Source organism: Listeria grandensis FSL F6-0971 (genome assembly GCF_000525835.1).
GTDB classification, from domain to species: domain Bacteria; phylum Bacillota; class Bacilli; order Lactobacillales; family Listeriaceae; genus Listeria_A; species Listeria_A grandensis.
In genome coordinates, this window is record NZ_AODD01000009.1 from 1 (window position 1) to 23,246 (window position 23,246).

Sequence of the window (23,246 nt, forward strand, 5' to 3'; positions counted from 1 at the left end):
TTCCTCTAAGTTTTTTTCTAATTCTAGCACATTAAGATTAAAATTAAATGAAAAGGCATCCAACTTTAATTCAAAAAAAGCCAGAACAAAAAAAACAATCTGGCACTGCATAGATTTCACTTATATGAAAGTCAAAACAACTGTTTTCACCCCGTAATAATTTTCTCTTTCGGCAGTCTAATCGCATTCTTCGGCTCATTTTTGCGACGGAAGGATAACATCATGTACATAATCCCCACCCGACCGATAAACATGAGTAGAATAATAACAATCTTACCGATATTGCTCAAATCACTCGTCAATCCCATCGATAAGCCACATGTTCCAAACGCGGAGAGGACTTCAACAATGATCGCCATCAGTTCTGCCTGTTCGGTATAGCCTAAGATAGTGATAGCACCAATGCACAGAAGTGATGCAAAAATAGCAACAGCCAACGCTTTGCGAACATCTTCCTGGTACAATTCACGACCAAAAATATAAATATGATTGCGTCCGCGAATCACGGAATATAGGAACAAAATCGTAATCGCAAACGTCGTTGTTCGAATTCCTCCACCCACAGAACTCGGAGATGCACCGATGAACATCAGTCCTGAAACAACGAGTAGCGTCGGATCAGTAAGCGCGGATGTATCAATCGTTGAAAGCCCTGCACTTCTAGATGTCGCCGATAGGAACATCGAGTTAAAAAAGCCTTCATCAAGTGAGGTTCCTTTAAAATAATGCTGGCTTTCCATCGCCCAAATAAGCAAGCCACCAATGACAAGTAAACCCATGTATGTCACTGTGGTTACTTTTACAAACAATGAGAATCGGAATGGAATCAACGTGTTTTTTTCAAATAGGAAACGGCGGGCTTCGATAAGAACCGGAAACCCTATTCCACCTGAAATAATGAGCAGAATTGTGATGAATTGGACGAAATAATCGTTGACAAATGGCGTCAAAGAGTAACCCGTTATGTCCACACCTGCATTTGTCACCGCTGAAACCGAGTTAAACAGGCCTTGGAACATTGCCTCGCCAACATCTCCATTGTAAAACGGAATGAAATAAATACCCAGAATCAGACCACCAACAATCTGGATTCCGAAAATCAACACGAGGATTTCGCGTAGCATCCGCACCATCCCACTCATTGAAAACTGATTCGTATCCGTCATGATTAACTGCCGTTGCCGCAAGCCCACACGTCTTTTTAGAACGAGGTAGAAGAACGTACTAAGCATCATCACACCGAGTCCGCCGACTTGGAAGATGCCCATTAGCACCCAAATACCTGCACGGCTGTAGGACTCACCAACATTGACGGAAGCAAGTCCAGTCACACTCACAGAACTAGCCGCGGTAAAAAGCGTATCGATGAACGGTATTTTGACACCAGGCTTTTGCGTGAATGGCATGCTTAATAGTGCAGTTGCAAATGTAATCGATAGAAAGTAAAACGCAATAATGACTTGGATTGGCGTTAGCCTAGACATCCGTGCGCGCATTCTACCCCGCCGCGTGTTGCCACCGATCATATAGTTATCCCTTTTGTTTTTTCTTTTTTTCTAGCAATGATATAACCACCTAAACCAAGTGTAATCATGACAACCCAAAAGGTGATTTCCCACCCCGGTGAATCAGGAAAACTCTCTGGTAAAATACCTACTTGTGGGTTAGCCAGTGCAATGACGGCCATTTTCACCCCAACCCAGCCAACGATTAAGAAAGCTGCTGTTTCTAATGTAGGGTAACGCTCGAGTAACTTGACAACTTGTGTTGCTGCAAAACGAATCACGATCAATCCTGCCAAACCACCAAGGAACATGACGATAAACTGACCTGCACTCATGCCGCCAATTTCGTATGTGCCGAGTTTTGGTAACGTGACAACCAAGGCGGCAGCTGCTAACATCGAATCTAGCGCGAAAGCAATATCCGTTAACTCTACACGCGCCACAGTTCCCCAGAAAGAGGTTGTTTTTGGTTCTTTGTCTGTCGCTTCCTCTTTCGCCTTGCCTTTTCGCTTATCCCAAATATGCTTGATCGCGAGGTAAAGTAAGTAAATAGCACCAATCGCTTGTATTTCCCAAAAATTAACTAAGTATGAAATAATCAGCATTGCAATCAGACGGAATACAAACGCACCGACTAGGCCGTAAAACAGGGCCTTGCGTTGCTGTTCATGCGGTAGTTTTTTTACGATAACGGCCATGACGACCGCATTATCTGCTGAAAGTACGCCTTCTAATACGACTAAAATTAAGAAGACCCAGAGGTACTCTCCCCAAATCGAAATATCCATTTTCACCCCACCATTTCTTTACTCTCCACTTTAACATATTTACCGCCCTATTTGCCATTCTTTTGTTGTTGTGTGTAACGGAAAAACTCCCGCATAACACGGGAGCTATACCTTATTTAGCTCAGGCTTCTTTCTTCTTAGCGGAACGGACAGATACGAGCCATCCCCAGATAATGATACCGATCATCACTGCCCAGAATGTTAATTTCCAAACCGTTGAATGTGGGAAGTGTTCTGGAATAACGCCTAATTCAGGATGCGCTAATGTGTAAACAACAAGTTTCACGCCGACCCAGCCGACAATTAAGAATGCGGCTGTTTCCAGTGATGGGTATTTTTTCAGTAATTTCACGAATTGTGTCGCGGCAAAACGGATACAGATAAGTCCGACTAAACCGCCGATAAACATCACGGCGAATTGTCCTGTATCAAGTCCTCCAATGGTTCCCCAACCTGTTGCCGGCAGCGTAATCGCGAGGGCTACAGCAGCTAGCATCGAATCAATCGCAAACGCAATATCTGCAATCTCGACTTTTAAAACGGTCATCCAAAAGCTCGAGCCTTTGCCTTCTTTGACTTTGTGATCGTCATCTTTCCCCTTGGCATGCTTCCACATATGACTAATACAGATATAGAGCAGATATGCGGCACCAAGCGCTTGTACTTGCCAAACTTCTGCCAAAAAGGAGATGAGAAATAGGGCGGCAAAGCGGAACACGAACGCTCCAATTAAACCATAAAATAATGCTTTTTTCTGCTGTTCATCAGGTAAATGCTTGACCATAACAGCCATAACGACCGCATTATCAGCAGCTAAAATCCCTTCTAAACCGATCAAGACTAGTAGTACCCAGCCGTATTCCAGTATCATTGCTGTATCCAAATAAATTCCTCCTTCATCTTTCAACCGTCATGAGCGCCTCTTTTAAAACACGAAAAAGCGAGACCTCTGCCAGTGTTTGGCAAAGGTCTCGCTGACATTTTGTAATAAAATGTTGATAAAACCGATGGACTCGCATCCATGTAATGACGACTTTATCTTAGCCTTTCTAAATAAGACTAACGCTACTCCCCCTTGACGAATGTCAAAAGTGATATTTGATTGATAGAAAAATAATATCATGAAACGTGGGGCGGTGTCAACAACGCTTTATTACGCATCCTTCCTTTGATGAGTCACCGAGTACCCTGATTTCGCATTTAGATAACTTATTTCGTGCAAAAGTTTATCTTTATTTCATTTTTTGTTTAGCTGTACTTTATTTTTAGTTGCAATAATGGAATTATGTGAAGGGGGAGACTGATTTGAAAAAACTGATATGTATTGTGTTCTCATCGCTACTACTAGCGGCTTGTTCTAATGAAAATAGCCACCCGGAAACAGCGAATGAGCCGAAAGCGAAAAAAATAACGGTCCAAACAAAGGCACATGAGTATAATTATGATGTGGTGACCTCTGCAACGACTACGACATTCGGTACAAATCCAGAACCGAAATGGACGCCAGAACAGAAAGAAGCCAAGATGTTTTGGTCTGTTCAACCGCCGACAGGTATCATCAAAGGAAACTACTACAAAAATGAACGGCAATTCGATGGGGGCAATAAGGGGATTCTGGAATTAGTAACGGATGATAGCGGAAAACTGATTCAAGTGGAATTTAATGAACTCGCCTCCGAGACTTATTATGAGTCGAAATATGCCAATGCTTCCAAACGCTTATCGGATTATGCTTTTTTCCAAGCGACGAATGCGCGAACGGATGATACGCTTGTGACTTGGGTGAACGGGATTACCTTTTTAGAGGGGCAGATGCTTGCGGAAAACCGATTAGATGGGAATTTCCAGACGGTGAAAGGATCTTCTACTAGCGCTAGAAACGGGATGATGCCACTCGCGGCCGAGATGAAAGACTGGGTGAAGAAGCCATTCGGATTTTATTATTACGGCATTGCGGAACCGCTCGGAAATGGTTTAACAGCGCGTCTACAAGTTGTTACAGAAAATGGGGAAATTATCTCTGCTAAATATGATGAGATCTTTGCCGATCAAAAAGTGGAGATCACTGATTCGGCCTTACAGTCGCTGTACCGACAATCTAAATATTATTCTCTAGATTACGAGACAATGACGGGTGATGATTTTGTGGCATTTGCGGATGGTTTGGAAAAACATATTTTGCAGTCTCAGGATCTGTTGGATATTCCAAAGCAAGACCTAGCGAGCTTTCGAAATTACGAAAAAGTAGCCACCAAATTGAGTGCGGAAATAGATGGGGCTGGGACATAACCCAGATAAATCGGCGAAAAGCGCTCACATTAAGGGAGTTTAGCGGACTTCCGGTTCTCATGTACAATCGTACACTCCGCTTCCAGCCTCCACCAAACTCCCTGAATACAAACGCTTTCGCTCGATTTGTGTAAAGCAAAATTTTCGTCCTACCCAAAGTAATGGGTTGGACGATTTTGCTTTATCTTGAGTTTTGTCTCAGACTCATTTCTTACGTATTAGAAATGTTGCAGAACTTACGGCTAATAAAGTGCCTATTAATTCAGCGATACCATGACTTACATCACCGGTTTGAGGAAGTGTTTCCATTGTTGGTGATGTGAGACTAGACATGTTCATTACCCTTGTTGTCCCTTTTTTCGGTGTTACCTTTACGATTAATTTTTGACCAATTTTGAGTGCGTCGGTTTTGAGTTTATTCCATACTCTGAGTTGGTGTGGTGTTGTTTCGAATTTTGTTGCAACGCTTGAAAGTGTATCGCCTTTTTTGACGATGTAAATTTGTATCTCGTTATTCTCGTCCGTGATTGTGGTCACTTCTGGTTCATTTGGTGTCACAGTAATCGAATCTACATTCGGCTTCTCTGGCGTTGGTGGTTCAGGATTGGTCGTTGGTGGAGTGACCGGTGGTGGCGTTGTTCCGCCACCTTCGCCGCCGCCTGAATAATCATTGACTGTAGCATTTCTCGTTTGCTCCTCAATGTTTGAGCCACCGATTTTTGCGGTGTTTTTATAACTAAATTGTCCACCCGCCATTTTTGTTTGGTAAGTGATGACAACTGATGTATCTATTAGGTCACCAAGATCGAGCCGGAAACTGCGATTAGCATCTAGCGTGATATTTTCATTTTGTGTATAAAGTTCTTTTTTATCTGCATCGCGGTATTTCAGTTTTACGTTTCCAACGAGCGTTTGGCCTGGTCCCATCACATCGGTATAGTACGCACTATTAATATCTACCAATGCGTTGTTCAGCGTGACTGTCCAGTTAATGAGACTGCTATCGTTCGCGTCAATCCGTCCCTGCTTGAAAACGACAGTCGGTGTTCCCGTGCCACCACCACTATCTACCTTACGAATCATCACTCCAAGCGTCGTCAGATCTCCTGCAACTGGAAAAGCAATCGGATTTATCTGGTCGACTACAATGTTGGCTTTATTAAAATCGGCATAGAAAAACATCGAGCCATGAATATCCGTATGTGTATCAACAAAAGTAGTAAATGTTAAAGTGATTTTTCCCGATACAGGATCTACCAGCGCTGTGGCTACCGTATTTCCACCACTGTCTTTTAATAAAAAAGGTGCAAAACTAACATATTTCAATTGTACAGGTAATGGAAGTGTCATCGTTTCTCCACTATGTACTACCTGCGTCACATTCCAGTTATACACAACCTTCACGCGTTCGTTTTCTTTAAAATCCGTATCAGGAACACCGTTTTTATCTTGTAATTCTACATGTGTAAAGAACTGTGAACCATAGTCCGTCGCGGCTTTTACACTTTGTCCGCCCAAACCCAGCACGACTATACTTATCAGACCAAGCCCTATCAAAAAAAGTATCTTCTTCATTTTCTCATCTCCCTCCTTTGTTCTTTCCCCCTTCCGTTATTGTATTAAACGATATTTTTACAAAAAAACAAAAAGAGCCCAATTTTGAGCTCTTCCTGCTTTTATAGTAATGATGTTAATTCAATATCTGGATTCTTATCGTGGAACCAATTTAACGCAAATTCGTTTTCGAATAAGAATAATGGCTTGTCAAAACGATCTTTTACAAGCATACTACGCTGCGTCGAAAGTTTTTCATCGACGTCCTCTTCCTTGATCCAACGGGCAATTTTAGAACCGATTGGCTCCATGCGAATTTCGGAATTATACTCATTGTTCATTCGGTGCTCAAATACTTCAAATTGTAATTGACCAACCGCACCAATGATGTAATCCTCCATGCGCCACGTCTTGAATAGTTGAATCGCGCCTTCTTGGACAAGCTGTTCGACACCTTTATGGAAATGCTTTTGTTTCATCACGTTTTTTGCAGAGACTTTCATGAATAATTCTGGCGTAAACTGCGGTAGTTTCTCATATTGTAACGTTTTGCTACCGTTTGTAATCGTGTCGCCGATTTGGTAATTCCCTGTATCGTACAAACCGATAATATCACCCGCCACGGCGCTGTTAACCGTTTCGCGGTCATCCGCCATAAATTGCGTCGAATTACCGAGTTTAATCGATTTACCCGTACGCGTCAAGTTCACCGCCATGCCTCGTTCGAATTCACCAGAGCAAATACGCACAAAGGCAATGCGATCACGGTGAGCTGGGTTCATATTCGCTTGAATTTTGAAGATAAAACCGGAAAACTTGTTCATGTAAGGATCGATTTCACCTTCATTAGATTCGCGCGGTTGTGGTGCTGGTGCAAAGTTTACATACGTTTTTAGAAACGTCTCCACACCAAAATTCGTTAGCGCGCTTCCGAAAAATACGGGCGTCAACTCGCCAGATGCAATTCGTTCTTCACTGAAATCATTTCCAGCCTCATCTAGCAACATGATTTCGTCAAGCGCCTGCTCATAATAACTCGAGTTCTGAATCGCGTGCGGCTCTGCCAAATCGCCGTCCTCACCAAGAGGTAGAAAACGCTCATCACCTTCCACACGATACTGCTCTACTTGACGGTGATATCGGTCATACAAACCGCCAAGCTCTTTCCCCATCCCAATCGGCCAATTCATCGGGTACGACTCAATGCCTAAAACCTCTTCTAATTCCGCTAAAAGTTCTAGCGGTGCCTTCCCTTGACGGTCCATTTTATTAATAAAAGTAAAAATCGGGATTCCACGCATCCGACACACTTTGAAAAGTTTCAAGGTCTGTGCCTCAATCCCTTTCGCGCTATCAATAACCATCACGGCACTGTCAACCGCCATCAATGTCCGATACGTATCCTCACTGAAATCCGAGTGACCCGGTGTATCCAAAATGTTAATCCGTGAACCGTCATAATCAAATTGCATCACAGAGCTCGTTACCGAGATCCCACGTTGTTTCTCAATCTCCATCCAGTCACTCGTCGCAAATTTGCCTGATTTCTTTCCTTTTACCGTACCAGCAGAACGAATCGCTCCACCAAAAAGTAATAATTGCTCTGTAATGGTTGTTTTCCCCGCATCCGGGTGAGATATAATTGCAAAAGTTTTGCGCGAAGCAACCTCTTTTTGTAAATCATGACCCATTTTCAAACTCCTCCTAGACATACTCACATTTCCTTAGTATATCACATCGAGGCGTTTTTGAGATAGTATTTGGTGAAAAAATAGTAGCAAGTTTTATCGCTCTATTCGCTGATTTTCTTTTTTCGTGTACGGATGATAAAAGGGAGGCTAACCAAGATACATGCTGCGCCAAGAAGTTGTAACCACAAGGACTGAGACCCATCCCCCGTCGCTGGTAAATCTTCTTTTGAAACAGGTTTGACATCCTGCGTTCCGACCGCATTCAACTGTAAATGATTCACTCCTTTTTTCGGTGGTGTCGCTGTGCCTCCATTTACTCTTTCTGGCGGATTTGTTGGCTCGTTCGGGTCACCCGGCGCTGGTAAGGCATCTGTTAGCGTGATTTGAACTTTTTTCGTAGTTGGTACCACGCGTTCTCTAGATTCGTTGGCAAGTTTTATCGTTCCCTCATATACACCAGCTTTTAGCGATTCCCAATCGAAGTTCGCTATATCCAATGCTATCGCGAGGTTGTATTGCGTCGTTTCACCTTCATAATTGTAATAACCCCGCGCCTTCAGTGCTTCTAGCAGATAAGCTTGCTTCGCGTTCACCCCCGACTGCGCGTTTATAGCCGATAACGGCAACGTGATTTTACTCAGACTTTCGATCGCATTATTTTTGGACAAAATTTCAAAATGAGCTTCGATCGTGTGTCCTGCCGCTAGGGCTTGGAATGTGTAAGTATTACCCGATAACGTCACCGCTTGGCCGTCCACGAGAACTTCTTTCACACGGTATCCAGCATCTTCCTTCACCACAAAATCGGGCTTCTCACCATGGTTGTAGATCTGTTTCCCGCTCGGCGTAATCGTCCCACCGGCTCCTGCTGACGCCTCAATTTCAAAAGTTGCCTCACCATTTTTCAAAACGAGCGTGGAAAGTGCCGGCACCTTCACGGCACTCGTTTCCGTCGCTAAATCCGTCGTTGTCTCGCCAATTTTCACATGGTATTGACCACTCGGAATCGCCACTTCTTGCTCCGCTTTATTCGCATTGAAAAGTACCACATATGATGTTGCGCCATCTTTTAATTCATAGGCTACAACACGATCCGCTTGCTTGATAATCTTCATTTTTTGATTGATCTGGGCGTAATCCGTCAACCGGAAAAGCGGCTCAGAATTGCGGAGTTGCATCACGGCCTCGATGTCCTTCACCGAATCGATATTATCCGCATAACGCTCCCAATCTAGCTTATTGATCGCATCACTGGATTGGTAACTGTTCTCATCCTGATCTTTCGTTCTGTAAAATTCCTGCCCAGCATGAATAAACGGAACGCCTTGCGAAAGTAAAACGATGCTGGTAGCTAATTTTTGCATTTTCTTTTTATCTTGCTCGTTGTCCCCTGGGTTCGAGTAGGATAGCTTGTCCCAAAGCGTCAGATTGTCATGCGCTTCAGCGTACTGAATAACTTGGCTCGGTTTAGCAAAATCATAAATACCTTGTCCTTGATCTCGCAGACTCCCAGCTAGTATGTTTTTAGCAAGCAGCTCTTCTTTATCAGTAGCGCCGTTGACAAAACCTGGATCTGCTTCTTGACCGCCCCATGTGCTTCCTTTAATCGCATCCCGAATCGAGTCATTAAAATGAGCGATTTCCGGCATTTTGGAAGCATTTTTTTGATTCGCTTTTGTATCATTTGCAAGCGGTGTCCCAAGGTCCCAACCTTCGCCAAGCACGATAATGGATGGATCGATTTTGTTCAATTCCGCTTTAATCGCGTTCATCGTATCGATATCGTGAATGCCCATCAAATCAAAGCGGAAGCCGTCCATATGGTATTCCTTCGCCCAATAAGCGACACTGTCGACCATGTATTTACGCATCATCGCGCGTTCAGAAGCCGTATCATTTCCAACACCCGTCCCATTGGAAAGTTTGCCGTCATCGCCATATCGGAAATAATAACCCGGAACCGTCTTCTCAAAGGAATGTGCCCCCGCGTCAAATACATGATTATAAACCACATCCATAATCACACGCAACCCATTGCTATGAAGGCCTTGTACCATCTGCTTCGCCTCTTGAATCCGCGTCACAGGATTGTATGGATTCGTGCTATAACTACCTTCTGGAACATTATAATTTTTCGGATCATAGCCCCAATTGTATGGCAACGCACCCAGTTGCTCCGAAACGCTTTGATGATTCTCCTCATTGAGCGACGCATAATCAAACATTGGCAAAATTTGCACGTGCGTAATGCCGAGGTTTTTCAAATAATCGATTCCCGTCGCATCCCCATTGGCCGTTTTTGTCCCCTCTTGTATCACGCCTAAATATTTCCCTTTATTCACCGTATCCTTATTTGCAATCGAGAAATCCCGAATATGCATTTCATAAATAATCGCGTCCGTTGAATTTGTAAACGCAGGCATCCGATTCGTCTCCCAATTTGCGGGAACCATTACTGCTGGGTCTAAAATAACAGAACGATTTCCATTCGCCGTCGCAGCTTTTGCATACGGATCTTGCGACACGGTTTTCTTCCCATCCGCAAAAATAAGATCGTATGTGTACGCCGTTCCAGAAGGAATTTTTGCGGTGAATTCCCAGATTCCTTGCGCTTTTGGCGTCATCTCATAGCTTTGCGCCACAGGACTGTTCGGTAAATTATCTTGATACGTCGTCAACTTCACGCTCGCTGCCGTCGGTGCCCACAATTGCCACACACTTTGATCCGCGTTATACGTTGCACCAAGCGGCTCCGTCCCAGTATACGCATATTTCGCATCAAACGCTGGATTTCGAACAATGCTCGTCGTATCCACCAATTTCTCGCCAAAACCAGCCGTCTTCACCGTCAAAGCTGCTTGAATTGGCAAATCTTGCGCCGTTTCGATATAGAAAACAGCTGGATTCGCCACATCCCGTCTAATATTCGAAATAGCAACCGCATTACCATCCTCTGTAAGCGTCACATCCGCCATCAAATCAAGCGCCGTCGCATCCCGATTCAGCGTCACCTTCACCTCTTTAAAACCCGTCAAACTCGCCGTTTTTATCTGCTTCGTCGCATCCGCAAAATTGGGATTCCGGTAACCCGCCTTATCACCACTTACAATCCAAACCTCTGCTTTGCCATCATCCGTAAACAGATAAACAAAACGATCGTCCTCCGTCCCGTCCTTTTCCCAATTACCGGTCGCATTATTCGCAATAATAAAGCCCAGCTTCGACAGACTCGCGCCACTAGAAGCGTTAAACGTCGCCTTCACAGACTGCCAATCACCATCCGCCTGCCCATCCGTAAAATTAACCGTCTGCGTTCCCGTCGCACCATCCGCCCACGAATGAACAAACCAATGGCTGTAATCCTTATCATCGCGGTGATAATAAAACGTCACTTCCAAATTCTCATGGGTCGGTAAAACCGTCAAATTCGCCGGCTTTGTCGCAATTTCCTCCTCACCATAATTCAGCCAAACCTCTGTAATTCCCTCTTTTGTGGAAATATAACGATCGCTGCTAATATCACGATCGCCGCCCCAGCCAGAACCATTTTTAATGAGAAATCCGAGTTCCGATTGCACACCATCCACATCCAGGACTGCCACTTTCGAATAGTCACCATAGGCACTCGTATCTTCAAAAACGACTTCATGCCCCGCAACACCATCATTATTCCACACCCACATTTGCCAAGCCTTACTCGCCTGACTTTTTGGATTGTAGTGCACAATAACCTTCGTCTTACTTTCCCTATTTTCGGATAAAACACTGTCATTCACAGTACTAGCTAACTTGGCCTGCTGTGCTGCATCCGCTTTCGGTGTGATCCTTTCCTCCGCAAAACCTTGCATGCCAAAACTAAAACTCTGTACAGCAAACAACACAATCATGATGGAAACTAAATACTTACGCCACATGTTTTTCAAATCCCAAACCCCTTTTCTTTTTATTAGAAAGCGCTTACTCATTTTAAAGTATAAGCAAGCCGGGTTGTTTAAATCAACCTAAATTTAACTGTTAACGATAACAACTTGTAAAATGGTCCTATAATTCAGACTTTTCTTCACTTGTTTTATTAGGCAAAAAAGCCGAACCCGTTAAGATTCGACTTCCACTTACTACTTTACTATAGCAATGCCTCAACTTTATCCTTCATATTCAACGGGCTATCTTTAGGGGCATAACGCTCGACCACGTTGCCATCACGATCCAACAGGAACTTCGTGAAATTCCATTTGATGCCACCACCAAGTAATCCTTTTTTCTGCTTCGTCAAGTACTCAAAAACAGGGTTAATATCCGAGCCACGCACTTTCGATTTTGCAAAAAGTGGGAACGTCACACCGTAATTAATTTTGCAAAATTCTTCAATTTCGCTGTCCGTGTCAAGCTCTTGGTTCATAAAACTATCGGACGGGAAACCAAGGATCGTAAACCCCTGGCTCTTATACTCCTGATACAACTTCTCAAGCTCCTCATATTGCGGTGTGAAGCCACATTTACTCGCCGTATTGACAACAATGATAACCTCGCCTTTATACTTATCTAATGAAACCTTTTCACCGTGAAGCGTCTCCTGCTCTAACTCAAAAATAGACATATTCGTCTCCTCCTATTTCACCATTTCAGAAAATAAATAAGCGTACACTAATTTTTCTGTGTGATATAAAGAATCTCGGTGCGTCCTTTCGTAAGCATGGCTAGCGTCGATTCCGGGCCCGATTAAGCCGTGCACAATGTCAAAACCAGCCTTGATCGCAGCGCTTGCATCGGAACTATAAAACGGGTAAATATCAACTTTGTAATCAATCCCATTATCTATACAAAGCTGCACCAAATTCTTGCGTAAACCATAATGGTACGGGCCGCTTCCATCCTTCGCACAAATCGAAACCGTGTATTCATCAGACGTTTGGCCATCACCAAGCGCGCCCATGTCGACAGCAAGGTACTCCACTGTCTCGGCGGGAATATTCGAGTTACCACCGTAGCCAATCTCTTCATTATTGGAAATCAGGAAATTCGTCGTATATGGTAACACTTCGCCATCTTGTTGCAACTTTTTCAAAAGGGTAAGCAGGATCGCAACGCTCGCTTTGTCATCGAGGTGACGCGATTTAATGAATTCCTCGTTTATAATCCTCGCGCGTGGATCGAGCGACACAAAGTCACCAACACTAATTCCAAGCGCTGCCACATCTTCTGGATTAAAAACTTTGGCATCTAAGCGAATCTCGATATTTTTCGCGTCACGAGGGGCTGTCCCGGCTTCTTGATACACGTGAACCGACGTTTGGTGCATCAAAATGGTTCCCGTATAACGCTTGCCATCGCTTGTTTCTACTGTACAGTACTCGCCTTCAATTGCGTTAAAACGATAACCACCAATCAGATTGATCGCGAGACGACCGTCGGATTTCACCTGCTTCACCATCGCGCCAAGCGTATCCACATGCGCTGTCAACATCCGCTGTTTCGTATCATCTTTCCCAGGGATACATACGAGTAACGCACCTTTATTGTTTCGCGTACTCGCAATCCCAGCTTCTTTCAAGTAATTTTCGACGAAGGCAAGTGCCTGTTCCGTGTTCCCAGTAGGGCTCGGTATCGATGTCAATTCCTTGATCAACTGCATCGTCTCTAATGTATTTGGTTCAAACGCCATTCTCCAACTCCTCCTCACACTTTCTTCTCACGTTTCATTATACCCCTTTTTTAAAATAATGACGGCTATCCTGCTTTTTCATTTCGAGTTATGTTATAATTTTAACGTTATGTGAAAGGAGTTTTTATCAAAATGGAACAAACGAATACAAAAAGAACAGCCGTCACGATTGCTGTTTTTGTGGCTACTTTTATGGCTGCGATTGAGGGAACGATTGTTAGTACGGCGATGCCTACTATTGTCAGCGCCTTGCAGGGCATCGAGCTGATGAACTGGATTTTCTCGATTTACTTACTTACTTCGGCCGTTACTGTCCCAATTTACGGAAAATTATCCGATTTATTCGGCCGCAAAAAAATATTTATTATCGCCACCATTATTTTCATTGTTGGTTCCTCCCTCTGTGGTTTCGCGCAAACGATGGAGCAATTAATTATTTTTAGAGCCATTCAAGGAATCGGAGCTGGCGGAATTTTACCAACGACGATGACGATTATCGCTGACGTCTACCCATTCGAAAAACGAGCAAAAGTGCTTGGCTTCATGGGAGCCGCATGGGGAATCGCTGGTGTTTTCGGACCATTGCTCGGTGGATTTTTAGTAGATCAGCTATCATGGCACTGGATTTTCTTCATCAACGTGCCCGTCGGAATTGCAACGATTATTTTGATTTCGATTTACTTGAAGGAAAACCTCGTTCGCGTCAAATTACCGATCGATTACTTAGGAACAACGCTGTTCACCGTCGCACTGCTCAGCCTACTATTCGCTTTGCAACGAGCTGGTGAGACGCTGAATTGGCTAGAGCCGCTCGTCATCGTATTGTTCGCTATGTCGATAGCGCTATTCGTTGCTTTCTATTACGCCGAGAAACGAGCCCAAGACCCGATCATGCCTTTCATCCTGTTTAAAAATCCAGTCGTGCTGATCGGAAACTTGATTGGATTTCTCGTGAGCGCGTTCTTGATTGGGATTAATGTGTACATTCCGATGTGGGCGCAAGGCATGATGGGCCATGATGCCATGATTGCCGGCCTAATGATTGCACCGCTGTCGGTGAGCTGGATTATCGGTTCGTTTATCGGTGGTCGGCTATTGATGTCGATTGGGAATCGCCACACGGTTGGACTCGGCGTAATTATCGCGACGGTCAGCGGACTTTTTTTGGCGCTGTTTCCGAGCACAACACCGGACCTATACTTCTATCTTGATAGCGCCTTGATGGGCTTTGGGTTTGGGATTATATTTACAACCACGACGGTCACCGTCCAAGATGCTGTGCGAAAAGATCAGACCGGAATCGCGACGGCTTCTAATACACTATTTCGTACGGTCGGCCAGACGATTGGTGTCGCGGTATTCGGAACGATTTTCAACTCCGTATTGGCGAATGGTTTTCGTGACACAGCGACTGGTGTGAATCGGGATAACCTAAACCAACTAATCAGCCCACAGACATCTGGAAATGTGGATGTCACACTCGTTGAACCGTTACGCGATGTTCTGTACAACGGACTGCATATGGTATTCTGGGCCATGTTCGCCTGCTGCCTACTCAGCTACGCGATCCATTTTATTTTACCGAAAAAACACATTTCAGGGAATTGACGTAAAACAGCGATACAATCTCGATCATACAGATTGCATCGCTGTTTTTAATTTTATAGCCAATCAGAAATATACATGTAGCCTTTATAAATAATAGCACCACATACCGCTAATAAAATCACGATGGTGGCAACATTCTTGAGCTTCTTTTTCCAATCTATCCGGTGAGGCATCTCGTCATCGTCCGGATCCTCCGCTACATACATTATTCGCAATAACGCATCAAAACTGTCGCAAATCACATTCACTTTCGAACTATCCGTATCAATGTGTATAACCTTCGGATCTGTCGTTGTCCCCTCATAATCAAGCGCGACAAATGCATGACCGTCCCCACCAATAATAATGATATCTCCTTTAGTAATCCCCCATTCATTTCTCAAATATTCCGTCTCCATAATGCCTTCATCCGGTCCAATACCATAGAGCTCATCCAAATGAATATGATCTTCTGCCCAATCGTTCGCAAAATTTACTGGCACCGCATCCGTTTTTAAATAACCACCATTTCTCTCCTCCAAAACTTTCACATAGCTCGCAGGTAACTTCACGCCAAATGTCGCTTCCGCCAGCTCAATATTTGCTTTTGTTAGCATTGGAATCACTTCTTCATCTTCTCTAAAAATACTAATCTTATTCTCCTCCTAAAAATCTATACTTTTTTACATCTATTTTTAGCCCACAAAAACACAACTACCAGTAACAAAATCGAAAACACAGAAAGCGACAAGCCAATATCTAAAGCCACAAAAAACGTATCCTTAGGCGTATCCTCAAATATAAACAGCATAAGAAGCCCTAGCCCTAGCGCTATCGCAATTCGAAAACCGTATTTTTTACTAAATATAAGGATAAATCCTGAAATCACCACATAAATAATGAGCGAACCCCATAAAGCCATGTATTACTCCTCTTCCTATTCAGCATTTCTGACACCTACATAATACTTGGAACCCAAACTAATACAAAAAATCGATGTTATCTTTGCTGTTGTTCTCCCCATGTCTCACTACTTTCTTTACGATTTTTCCTTTTATAACGCCATTCCAATACAATCAGCGTCACTAAAATCACTAAATTGGACGCCAAATAAACATCTGAAACCTCGTCAGGTGCTAATATCCCCGTAAAAAAATTACTACCAAGAATCCATAAAAGAATCTTTACCTTCTTGCTCTCTGTCAATTTCATCATTATCACCTATTTTCTTGTACTAAGCTAATCCAAACCACAAAACATCATATTTCTATGTACTAATCGATGTATTTTCCTTACTCTAGACTTTCTATTTTTATAACCTGTTGTCTATATAAAAATAATGAATCGTGGTCTATCTTCGTGTGAGTCATTCACAAGAAGGAGGTGAGTTTCATGTTCATACTATTCTCCAGTATCATTGCGCCGACTGTTGTTGGCTGTGCTATTGTATGGCTCAAACACAAGTTAGCGAGTCGGGGCCGTGAAAAATAAATAGACGGCGCCTCTAACACCTTAAAAAATCCCCTCGTTGCCACACAACGAGGGGATTTTGGTGAGCTCACGCCCATACTATTTCCAAATTCATTATACCCTGCGGATCAAAGTTCGTAAACCTCTATCAAAATTTATTTCACTTTATAAATCCAACCTTCTGGCGCTTCAATGTCACCAAACTGGATACCGCAAAGCTCATCATACAATTGCTTCGTCACAGGTCCAACTTCGGTTTCACTATAAAACACGTGGAAGTCGTCACCATTTTGGATGCCACCAATCGGTGAAATCACGGCCGCCGTACCACACGCACCAGCTTCTGTGAACTCGTCCAATTTATCGATGTACACGTCTCCTTCTTCGGCCTTCAAACCAAGGCGGTGTTCCGCTAAATAAAGTAAGGAATACTTCGTAATACTCGGTAAAATAGATGGCGAAAACGGCGTTACGAAACGATTATCTTTTGTGATTCCAAAAAAGTTCGCTGCGCCTACTTCTTCAATTTTTGTATGTGTCGCGGGATCTAAGTAAATGCAATCGCTGAACTCACGGTCTTTCGCGATTTTACCTGGGTAAAGGCTTGCTGCATAGTTACCGCCTACTTTAGAGGCACCCGTACCGTTTGGCGCCGCGCGATCGTACTCCGAAATAATGAAGTTAGTCGGATTTAGGCCACCTTTAAAATACGGGCCAACCGGGCAACAAAATACAGAAAACATGAATTTCGGTGCTGTGCGAACGCCTAGATTATCGCCAATTCCAATTAAGTATGGGCGTAAATACATCGTTCCACCTGAACCGTACGGCGGCATGTAGCTTCATTCGCCGCAACTACTTGCTTACACGCATCAATAAAACGATCTTCTGGAAATTCCGGCATCAATAGACGATCACAACTTGCTTTCATCCGTTTCGCGTTCTGATCTGGTCGGAATAAATTAATCGAACCATCTTTCGTGCGATAGGCTTTCAAACCTTCAAAACACTGCTGTCCGTAGTGAATCGCTGTGGAGCCCTCTGCAATATGGACGACATTATCTTCTGTCATTGTCCCATCATCCCACTTGCCATTTTCCCAAATAGACACATAGCGCAAATCCGTTTTTATATACTCAAAACCAAGTGTGCTCCAATCAATATCCTTACTGCTCATGCGATTCCCACCCTTTTTCTTCTAATATTTGATTTGTTCATTATATCATAATTTCAGTGGATTGGAAAAAAGACTTATAACCTTTTGAAAAAAAAACTGATTATTTAAGCAAAATTTTGCCGTTCTGCTTTATTTTGTGGTAGAATGTTAGTACGTTATTTAAATTCAGCGCAAATTGGTTTATTTACAGACTATTGTCTAAAAATTTAGATAATAATAACGATCTAGGAAAGGGGATTATAAAAATGACAGAAGCAAAAATGTTGGAAAAAAAGATCTGGAGCACTGTTTTAAATGAGGAATTGGACTTATTAATTTACTTACCACCAACGTTTTCGCCTCTTTCGAAGTATCCATTTTTCCTAGTGCAGGATGGAAAAGATTATTTTCAATTTGGCAAACTGGCACGCTTCGCTGATGAATTAGTAGAAAGCAAAACCATTCAAGAGGCCATTTTTGTAGGCATCCCTTATAAAACCGTGGAGGACCGACGAGCGAAATACCATCCAGACGGTGCGCAAAATGAGGCGTATATTCGCTTTCTAGCACATGAATTAGTACCTTACATCGAAGCCAATTACCCGACATATCATATGGGTGCTAGTCGTTTCTTGATGGGTGATTCCCTCGGAGCCAGCGTTTCTCTCAAAGCTGCGCTAAAGTACCCACATACATTTGGAAATGCGATTTTACATTCCCCGCTCGTGAATGAAGAATTAATGACACTTGCCGAGAAAGCGAACCCTGCTTTAGTGAAGATTTTCCACGTCATTGGTAGTGAAGAAACCGAAGTCCCAACAACCGATGATAATGTCGCAAACTTTTTGGAACCAAATCTTGCACTTCATACTATTTTGGAAGCGCGTGGTTTTGATTATTATTTTCAAGAATTCGAGGGCAAGCATCGCTGGAAATATTGGCAGCCTTTTGTGAAAGAAGCGTTGCAATTTATGCTAGATAAAGAACAGTTTGCCACCGAAGATATGACCGTTTAAGGAGGAAAAAGAAGCATGACAGTACAGAAAGTAACCGACAAATCTGGGAAACAAGATGCATTTGATATTCGTAAGGAGGTTTTCGTTTTAGAACAAAAAGTAGATCCTGAGTTGGAGTGGGACGAGTTCGATTCACTGGACTCAACAATCATGTTTGTCGACTATGATGAAGATGGTACAGCGCTTGCGACAGGGCGATTTCGCGCTCTTCCCGAGTATGGCAAAGTAGAGCGCATCTGCGCCCGCAAGATAGCTCGTAAAAAAGGCAGCGGACGTCGCATTATGGAAGCCATTGAACAAGAGGCAATCGCCCAAAAAGTTACCCTTCTGAAACTAGGTGCACAAACAACCGCGATTCCCTTTTACGAAAAACTAGGCTATGAAGTGTGCTCCGATATCTTCCTAGATGCTGGTATTGAACATAAAAATATGCAAAAACAAATAGGTTAAGCATAAAAAGGAGGCTCCCAAAATTCGGGAACCTCTTTTTTATTTATCTCGGACCTCCACGTTTCCATTGGAATAACCGATAACGATCGAAGTCGCATAATTCAAGAATAAACCATTCTCAACAACGCCGGGTAGGTTATTCAACCACGTGTTTAATTCCTCAGGATTGGTGACTGCCCCCATATGTAAATCTAAAATATAGTTTTCGCTGTCCGTTAAATAAACGCTACCATCTTCATGATGACGCAACACTGGCTTGTATCCATTCATTTCTAGCTGACGCTCCACTTGCTTGTAACCAAACGGCACGACCTCAACTGGTAATGGGAAGGCGCCTAGTGTCTCCACAACCTTGTCTTCCCCAATAACCCAAATACTTCTTTTGGATGCTTGTGCTACTAGTTTTTCGAATAAAAGTGCACCACCGCCACCTTTAATACCCCGAAACAACCCATCAACTTCATCCGTACCGTCAATCGTCAAGTCAATTTCGCCAACCTCGTTTAAATCCATTAGCGGAATATTGCGCTCTTTCGCCAATTCTTCTGTTGCTTTCGATGTGACTACACCAGTAACATTTAGTCCATCAGCCACGCGATCACCTAATTTTTGAATCATGTAATAAGCGGTTGATCCTGTACCAAGCCCTACAACCATACCATCTTGAATAAACTCACACGCCTTTTCTCCCGCGATTTGTTTACTATTCATCTCCACAATCCCCCTCAAAAAGTTCATTCTCTCTCCATTATATAGAATTTCGAAGGTTTCGCATAGTCGTATCATACAAAGCTTCATAAATTGAATTATTACACTGCGAAACATTCCATACATTAAATACCATTTTTTAGTTTTTTTCTATTACATCTTACATTCTTCAAAAATTCACAAAAAGTTCATAAATATCCCTTCAAAACCTTATAAAATGTTGCCCAGTAATGCTTTTTCATAAAAAAATAATTTGTTGATGTAGTTTTATTTACATTTAAAACAGTCTTTCTATAAAAAAAAATAGTCCAAAATGCTAATTTAATCTCCCGTAAACCCATTCTTACGTAACCTTACAAAAATGTAATTGGACATTTCCAAGAAAATGCGTTACATTATATAAATACATGACACTCGATTTTAACATTTGTAATATTAAAGAAATATTAAGAGGTGATGCCCAGCATGAAGAAGTTAAAAACCGCGATGTCTCATCCAAGAGCTATATTTATCTGGAAGACCTTGTTCTACTTGATTGTATTACTAGGCTTACTATGGTTCTACGGTTTCAAAAATCCAAACGACACAACCTTTATTTATAACGAATTTTAGAGAGAAGAGAGGGGATTATGAATGAGTGTATCTTTTTTCACTACTTCCATTAATGAACGAATCGATGAGTGGGCAACGAAGACACCGAATAAGTCTTGCTACGACTACCAAGGTGAGTCACTGACTTATAGAGAATTAAAGGAACAGTCAGACGCATTAGCAGTCTTTTTAATGCAAGTTTTAACGGATGATGCACCAGTCCTTGTGTATGGACACATGTCAGCTTCGCAAATTGTTACATTCTTAGCTTGTTCGAAAGCTGGACGGGCGTATGTTCCCATCGATGTATCTATGCCAGCTGACCGCATTAAACAGATTACAGAAGTTGCTAATCCTAGTCTAATTCTTTGCACCGAAACGCTGCCTGAGGAGGCTGTAACAGGGCATAATGATATCGTTACACCAGAACAATTACATGCCTTTATTGAAAAAAATAAAGGAAAGCAACCTGCTACATCCCAATTTGTGAAAGCCGATGAGAATTACTATATCATTTTCACATCTGGAAGTACTGGTGTTCCAAAAGGCGTTCAGATTAGCCATAACAATCTGGTTAGCTTCACGAATTGGATTTTGCAAGACTTTGGTATTAGTGAAGGCGAGCGTTTCTTAAATCAGGCACCCTACTCGTTTGATCTTTCAGTGATGGATCTCTATCCGTGCTTACTTGCCGGCGGGACACTAGTGCCACTTGATAAGACAATTAGTGCTAATTTAAAAAGTTTGTACGAAGCCATTCCAGATTTGCAAGTGAACGTCTGGGTTTCGACACCCTCTTTTGTGGACATTTGTCTGATGGACGCTAATTTCAATGGTGACATGAATCCGTCTATCACGCATTTCCTATTTTGTGGGGAAGTTTTAACGAAAGAAACGGCACGTGAACTGATTACACGCTTCCCTCAGGCTACCGTTTATAACACGTATGGGCCAACCGAGGCAACAGTTGCTGTTACTAATGTCGTGATTAATGCTGAAAATGTAGATACCTATCCAAGCTTGCCACTAGGCCGTATTAAGCCTGATACGAAACTTCTAATTATGGATGAAGATGGTGTAGCTTTACCTGACGGCGAGAAAGGCGAGATCGTTTTGGTTGGTCCCAGTGTTTCCAAGGGCTATCTAAATGAGCCTGAGAAAACAAATGCTGTATTTTATGCGGACACGCTTTTCCAAGCCTACAAGACCGGTGATTGTGGTATGATCATTGACGGTATGCTATTTTTCCAAGGACGCTTGGACTTCCAAATTAAACTTCACGGTTATCGCATTGAACTTGAAGATATCGAGAATAATTTAAAAGAAGTCAGCTATATTCGCTCTTGTATTGTTGTTCCAAAGATGCGCGAAGGAAAAGTGGACAGCTTAGTTGCATTCGTTGTTCCTTTTGCACACGATTTTGAGAAAGAGTACAAACTAAGTGCTGCTATCAAAAAAGTGCTCGCTGAATCGATGCCAAGCTACATGATTCCACGCAAATGGGTCTACAAAGAAGAATTCCCACTAACGATGAACGGCAAAATTGACCGCAAGATGCTATCCAGTGAGGTGAATTCATGACAACGCCATACGGATCAATACTCTATTTTGCAGTATTGTTCGCTTTTTTAGCTCCGATTGTGATTGCTGGTTTGCTCGGTAAACGAATGCCAGTTTACAATGCTTTTGTAACGCTAGTTTTCATCTACATGATGTTCGCTGGCAATCCAATCCAAGCCATTGCCCTAATCGTTTTCGTTTTTTGGCAACTAGCGCTTGTGAGACTATACTTTAATTATCGTCAGAAACATAATCACGGTGGTATCTTTGTTCTCGCATTGATCCTCGCGATTCTCCCATTATTTATCGTAAAAGTACAACCTTTGCTTGCTGCAAACTCAACGATGCTTGGGTTTCTCGGGATATCGTACTTAACTTTTAAGGCCGCGCAAATGATCATGGAAACGCGTGATGGCTTGATTAAAGAATTGAACTCTTGGGATTTCATTAACTTTCTATTGTTCTTTCCTACGCTATCATCTGGTCCTATTGATCGCTTCCGTCGATTTAAAAAAGAAGCCGACTCACCACTAGATTCAGACAAATATGCGAATTTACTTAATCGAGGCATTTTCCTTATTTTCTTAGGTTTTCTATATAAATTTATTATTGCATACGTAATTCAAACGAACGCTATTGTTGGACTGGAGTATAACCTCCACCACCACGTCCAATTCGGGTGGAGTTTGGTCGGTTATATGTATGCGTATAGTATGTATTTATTCTTTGATTTTGCAGGTTACAGCGCTTTTGCCGTTGGAGTTAGTTACTTGATGGGCGTGCAAACACCGATGAACTTTAACAAACCGTTCGCTAGTCGCAATATTAAAGAATTCTGGAATCGCTGGCACATGACATTGTCCTTCTGGTTCCGTGATTTCGTCTTCATGCGTCTCGTTTTCTGGATGACGAAAAAGAAGTTTTTCAAAAGCAAGTTTACCGTAGCCTATATCGCCTATTTTGCGAACTTTCTTCTCATGGGAATGTGGCACGGACTTCATTGGTATTACATCGTTTATGGGTTATATCAGGCGGCTTTGATTGTCGGCTTCGACCTCTTTGAACGCTGGAATAAGAAAAAGAAATTCTATCCGAAAAACAAAGTCACAAACGTGATTGGCATCGTGATTACGTTCCAGTTCGTCTGCTTCGGCTTCCTGATTTTCTCGGGTATTTTAGACAAAATAAGTTTTTAAACTATATTAGGGTAAGGTGGTAA

Annotated in this window: 19 protein-coding genes, 1 pseudogene and 1 riboswitch; of the genes and pseudogenes, 7 read left to right on the plus strand and 13 right to left on the minus strand. The window is 42.7% G+C overall.

Annotated elements, in window-relative coordinates:
- Positions 1-146: 146 nt before the first annotated feature.
- The 3 genes from PGRAN_RS06940 to PGRAN_RS06950 all read right to left on the minus strand — a co-directional run bounded on the left by PGRAN_RS06940 (position 147) and on the right by PGRAN_RS06950 (position 3,176).
- A complete protein-coding gene (locus PGRAN_RS06940; protein ID WP_036066242.1) occupies positions 147-1,484 on the minus strand; it encodes a TrkH family potassium uptake protein in 1,338 nt (445 codons plus the stop codon).
- Between the two features lie 38 nt (positions 1,485-1,522).
- Positions 1,523-2,293 carry a TerC family protein gene (locus PGRAN_RS06945; RefSeq protein ID WP_036066110.1) on the minus strand — a complete coding sequence of 257 codons (771 nt, stop codon included), beginning with the start codon at positions 2,291-2,293 and terminating at the stop codon, positions 1,523-1,525.
- A 121-nt stretch (positions 2,294-2,414) separates the two neighbouring features.
- A complete protein-coding gene (locus tag PGRAN_RS06950) occupies positions 2,415-3,176 on the minus strand; it encodes a TerC family protein (protein ID WP_036066243.1) in 762 nt (253 codons plus the stop codon).
- 93 nt (positions 3,177-3,269) lie between these two features.
- Positions 3,270-3,379: riboswitch (yybP-ykoY riboswitch) on the minus strand.
- 219 nt (positions 3,380-3,598) lie between these two features.
- On the opposite strand from PGRAN_RS06950, the gene PGRAN_RS06955 reads away from it, so the two are divergent.
- Positions 3,599-4,582 (plus strand): hypothetical protein, encoded by a 984-nt coding sequence (locus tag PGRAN_RS06955; protein ID WP_051998468.1) that lies wholly within the window; start codon positions 3,599-3,601, stop codon positions 4,580-4,582.
- Between the two features lie 204 nt (positions 4,583-4,786).
- Here PGRAN_RS06955 and PGRAN_RS06960 read toward each other — a convergent pair whose 3' ends face one another.
- From PGRAN_RS06960 to PGRAN_RS06980, 5 genes are all read right to left on the minus strand, one after another.
- Positions 4,787-6,157, minus strand: coding sequence for a collagen binding domain-containing protein (locus PGRAN_RS06960; protein WP_051998469.1), 1,371 nt, complete (start codon positions 6,155-6,157; stop codon positions 4,787-4,789).
- Between the two features lie 101 nt (positions 6,158-6,258).
- The gene (locus PGRAN_RS06965) at positions 6,259-7,827 is read right to left on the minus strand and encodes a peptide chain release factor 3 (RefSeq protein ID WP_036066111.1); all 1,569 of its coding nucleotides are present in this window, start codon (positions 7,825-7,827) and stop codon (positions 6,259-6,261) included.
- 101 nt (positions 7,828-7,928) lie between these two features.
- Positions 7,929-11,741 (minus strand): type I pullulanase, encoded by a 3,813-nt coding sequence (pulA, locus tag PGRAN_RS06970; protein ID WP_241433309.1) that lies wholly within the window; start codon positions 11,739-11,741, stop codon positions 7,929-7,931.
- Positions 11,742-11,950: 209 nt separating this feature from the next.
- Positions 11,951-12,424 carry a glutathione peroxidase gene (locus tag PGRAN_RS06975; protein ID WP_036066112.1) on the minus strand — a complete coding sequence of 158 codons (474 nt, stop codon included), beginning with the start codon at positions 12,422-12,424 and terminating at the stop codon, positions 11,951-11,953.
- Between the two features lie 12 nt (positions 12,425-12,436).
- Complete coding sequence (locus tag PGRAN_RS06980) at positions 12,437-13,489, minus strand: M42 family metallopeptidase (RefSeq protein WP_036066113.1); 1,053 nt, start codon at positions 13,487-13,489, stop codon at positions 12,437-12,439.
- Between the two features lie 132 nt (positions 13,490-13,621).
- On the opposite strand from PGRAN_RS06980, the gene PGRAN_RS06985 reads away from it, so the two are divergent.
- Positions 13,622-15,097, plus strand: a complete 1,476-nt coding sequence (locus PGRAN_RS06985) for an LM6179_1298 family efflux MFS transporter (protein ID WP_036066114.1) — start codon at positions 13,622-13,624, stop codon at positions 15,095-15,097.
- 53 nt (positions 15,098-15,150) lie between these two features.
- Here PGRAN_RS06985 and PGRAN_RS06990 read toward each other — a convergent pair whose 3' ends face one another.
- From PGRAN_RS06990 to PGRAN_RS07005, 4 genes and pseudogenes are all read right to left on the minus strand, one after another.
- Complete coding sequence (locus tag PGRAN_RS06990) at positions 15,151-15,693, minus strand: SMI1/KNR4 family protein (RefSeq protein WP_051998471.1); 543 nt, start codon at positions 15,691-15,693, stop codon at positions 15,151-15,153.
- Between the two features lie 56 nt (positions 15,694-15,749).
- Positions 15,750-15,998, minus strand: a complete 249-nt coding sequence (locus PGRAN_RS06995; RefSeq protein WP_036066116.1) for a hypothetical protein — start codon at positions 15,996-15,998, stop codon at positions 15,750-15,752.
- Positions 15,999-16,075: 77 nt separating this feature from the next.
- Positions 16,076-16,291: a hypothetical protein gene (locus PGRAN_RS07000; RefSeq protein WP_149024010.1), complete on the minus strand. Its 216-nt coding sequence runs from the start codon at positions 16,289-16,291 to the stop codon at positions 16,076-16,078.
- A 410-nt stretch (positions 16,292-16,701) separates the two neighbouring features.
- Positions 16,702-17,723, minus strand: a pseudogene (locus tag PGRAN_RS07005) (branched-chain amino acid aminotransferase).
- Positions 17,724-17,968: 245 nt separating this feature from the next.
- On the opposite strand from PGRAN_RS07005, the gene PGRAN_RS07010 reads away from it, so the two are divergent.
- Entirely contained in the window at positions 17,969-18,718 is a 750-nt protein-coding gene (locus tag PGRAN_RS07010; RefSeq protein WP_051998472.1) for an alpha/beta hydrolase, read from the plus strand.
- Between the two features lie 15 nt (positions 18,719-18,733).
- Positions 18,734-19,168: a GNAT family N-acetyltransferase gene (locus tag PGRAN_RS07015; protein ID WP_036066119.1), complete on the plus strand. Its 435-nt coding sequence runs from the start codon at positions 18,734-18,736 to the stop codon at positions 19,166-19,168.
- 39 nt (positions 19,169-19,207) lie between these two features.
- Here the strand turns inward: PGRAN_RS07015 and rpiA are convergent, their stop codons facing one another.
- Positions 19,208-19,879, minus strand: coding sequence for a ribose-5-phosphate isomerase RpiA (rpiA, locus tag PGRAN_RS07020; RefSeq protein WP_036066120.1), 672 nt, complete (start codon positions 19,877-19,879; stop codon positions 19,208-19,210).
- Between the two features lie 462 nt (positions 19,880-20,341).
- On the opposite strand from rpiA, the gene PGRAN_RS07025 reads away from it, so the two are divergent.
- The 3 genes from PGRAN_RS07025 to dltB are packed head-to-tail and all read left to right on the plus strand — an operon-like array spanning position 20,342 to position 23,223.
- Positions 20,342-20,488: a teichoic acid D-Ala incorporation-associated protein DltX gene (locus PGRAN_RS07025; protein WP_036066121.1), complete on the plus strand. Its 147-nt coding sequence runs from the start codon at positions 20,342-20,344 to the stop codon at positions 20,486-20,488.
- Between the two features lie 21 nt (positions 20,489-20,509).
- A complete protein-coding gene (gene dltA, locus PGRAN_RS07030) occupies positions 20,510-22,048 on the plus strand; it encodes a D-alanine--poly(phosphoribitol) ligase subunit DltA (protein ID WP_036066122.1) in 1,539 nt (512 codons plus the stop codon).
- Positions 22,045-23,223: a D-alanyl-lipoteichoic acid biosynthesis protein DltB gene (gene dltB, locus PGRAN_RS07035; RefSeq protein WP_036066123.1), complete on the plus strand. Its 1,179-nt coding sequence runs from the start codon at positions 22,045-22,047 to the stop codon at positions 23,221-23,223. Before dltA ends, dltB begins: the two co-directional genes overlap by 4 nt.
- Positions 23,224-23,246 lie beyond the last annotated feature (23 nt).

Excerpts from the sequence above, each read along its gene's own strand:
- PGRAN_RS07000 (WP_149024010.1), bottom strand. The coding sequence starts at position 16,291 with ATGATGAAATTGACAGAGAGCAAGAAGGTAAAGATTCTTTTATGGATT.
- dltA (WP_036066122.1), top strand. The coding sequence starts at position 20,510 with ATGAGTGTATCTTTTTTCACTACTTCCATTAATGAACGAATCGATGAG.
- PGRAN_RS06975 (WP_036066112.1), bottom strand. The coding sequence starts at position 12,424 with ATGTCTATTTTTGAGTTAGAGCAGGAGACGCTTCACGGTGAAAAGGTT.
- PGRAN_RS07015 (WP_036066119.1), top strand. The coding sequence starts at position 18,734 with ATGACAGTACAGAAAGTAACCGACAAATCTGGGAAACAAGATGCATTT.
- pulA (WP_241433309.1), bottom strand. The coding sequence starts at position 11,741 with ATGTGGCGTAAGTATTTAGTTTCCATCATGATTGTGTTGTTTGCTGTA.
- rpiA (WP_036066120.1), bottom strand. The coding sequence starts at position 19,879 with ATGAATAGTAAACAAATCGCGGGAGAAAAGGCGTGTGAGTTTATTCAA.
- PGRAN_RS06990 (WP_051998471.1), bottom strand. The coding sequence starts at position 15,693 with ATGCTAACAAAAGCAAATATTGAGCTGGCGGAAGCGACATTTGGCGTG.
- PGRAN_RS06945 (WP_036066110.1), bottom strand. The coding sequence starts at position 2,293 with ATGGATATTTCGATTTGGGGAGAGTACCTCTGGGTCTTCTTAATTTTA.
- PGRAN_RS06940 (WP_036066242.1), bottom strand. The coding sequence starts at position 1,484 with ATGTCTAGGCTAACGCCAATCCAAGTCATTATTGCGTTTTACTTTCTA.
- PGRAN_RS06985 (WP_036066114.1), top strand. The coding sequence starts at position 13,622 with ATGGAACAAACGAATACAAAAAGAACAGCCGTCACGATTGCTGTTTTT.
- PGRAN_RS07025 (WP_036066121.1), top strand. The coding sequence starts at position 20,342 with ATGAAGAAGTTAAAAACCGCGATGTCTCATCCAAGAGCTATATTTATC.
- PGRAN_RS06965 (WP_036066111.1), bottom strand. The coding sequence starts at position 7,827 with ATGGGTCATGATTTACAAAAAGAGGTTGCTTCGCGCAAAACTTTTGCA.
- dltB (WP_036066123.1), top strand. The coding sequence starts at position 22,045 with ATGACAACGCCATACGGATCAATACTCTATTTTGCAGTATTGTTCGCT.
- PGRAN_RS06960 (WP_051998469.1), bottom strand. The coding sequence starts at position 6,157 with ATGAAGAAGATACTTTTTTTGATAGGGCTTGGTCTGATAAGTATAGTC.
- PGRAN_RS06980 (WP_036066113.1), bottom strand. The coding sequence starts at position 13,489 with ATGGCGTTTGAACCAAATACATTAGAGACGATGCAGTTGATCAAGGAA.
- PGRAN_RS07010 (WP_051998472.1), top strand. The coding sequence starts at position 17,969 with ATGACAGAAGCAAAAATGTTGGAAAAAAAGATCTGGAGCACTGTTTTA.
- PGRAN_RS06995 (WP_036066116.1), bottom strand. The coding sequence starts at position 15,998 with ATGGCTTTATGGGGTTCGCTCATTATTTATGTGGTGATTTCAGGATTT.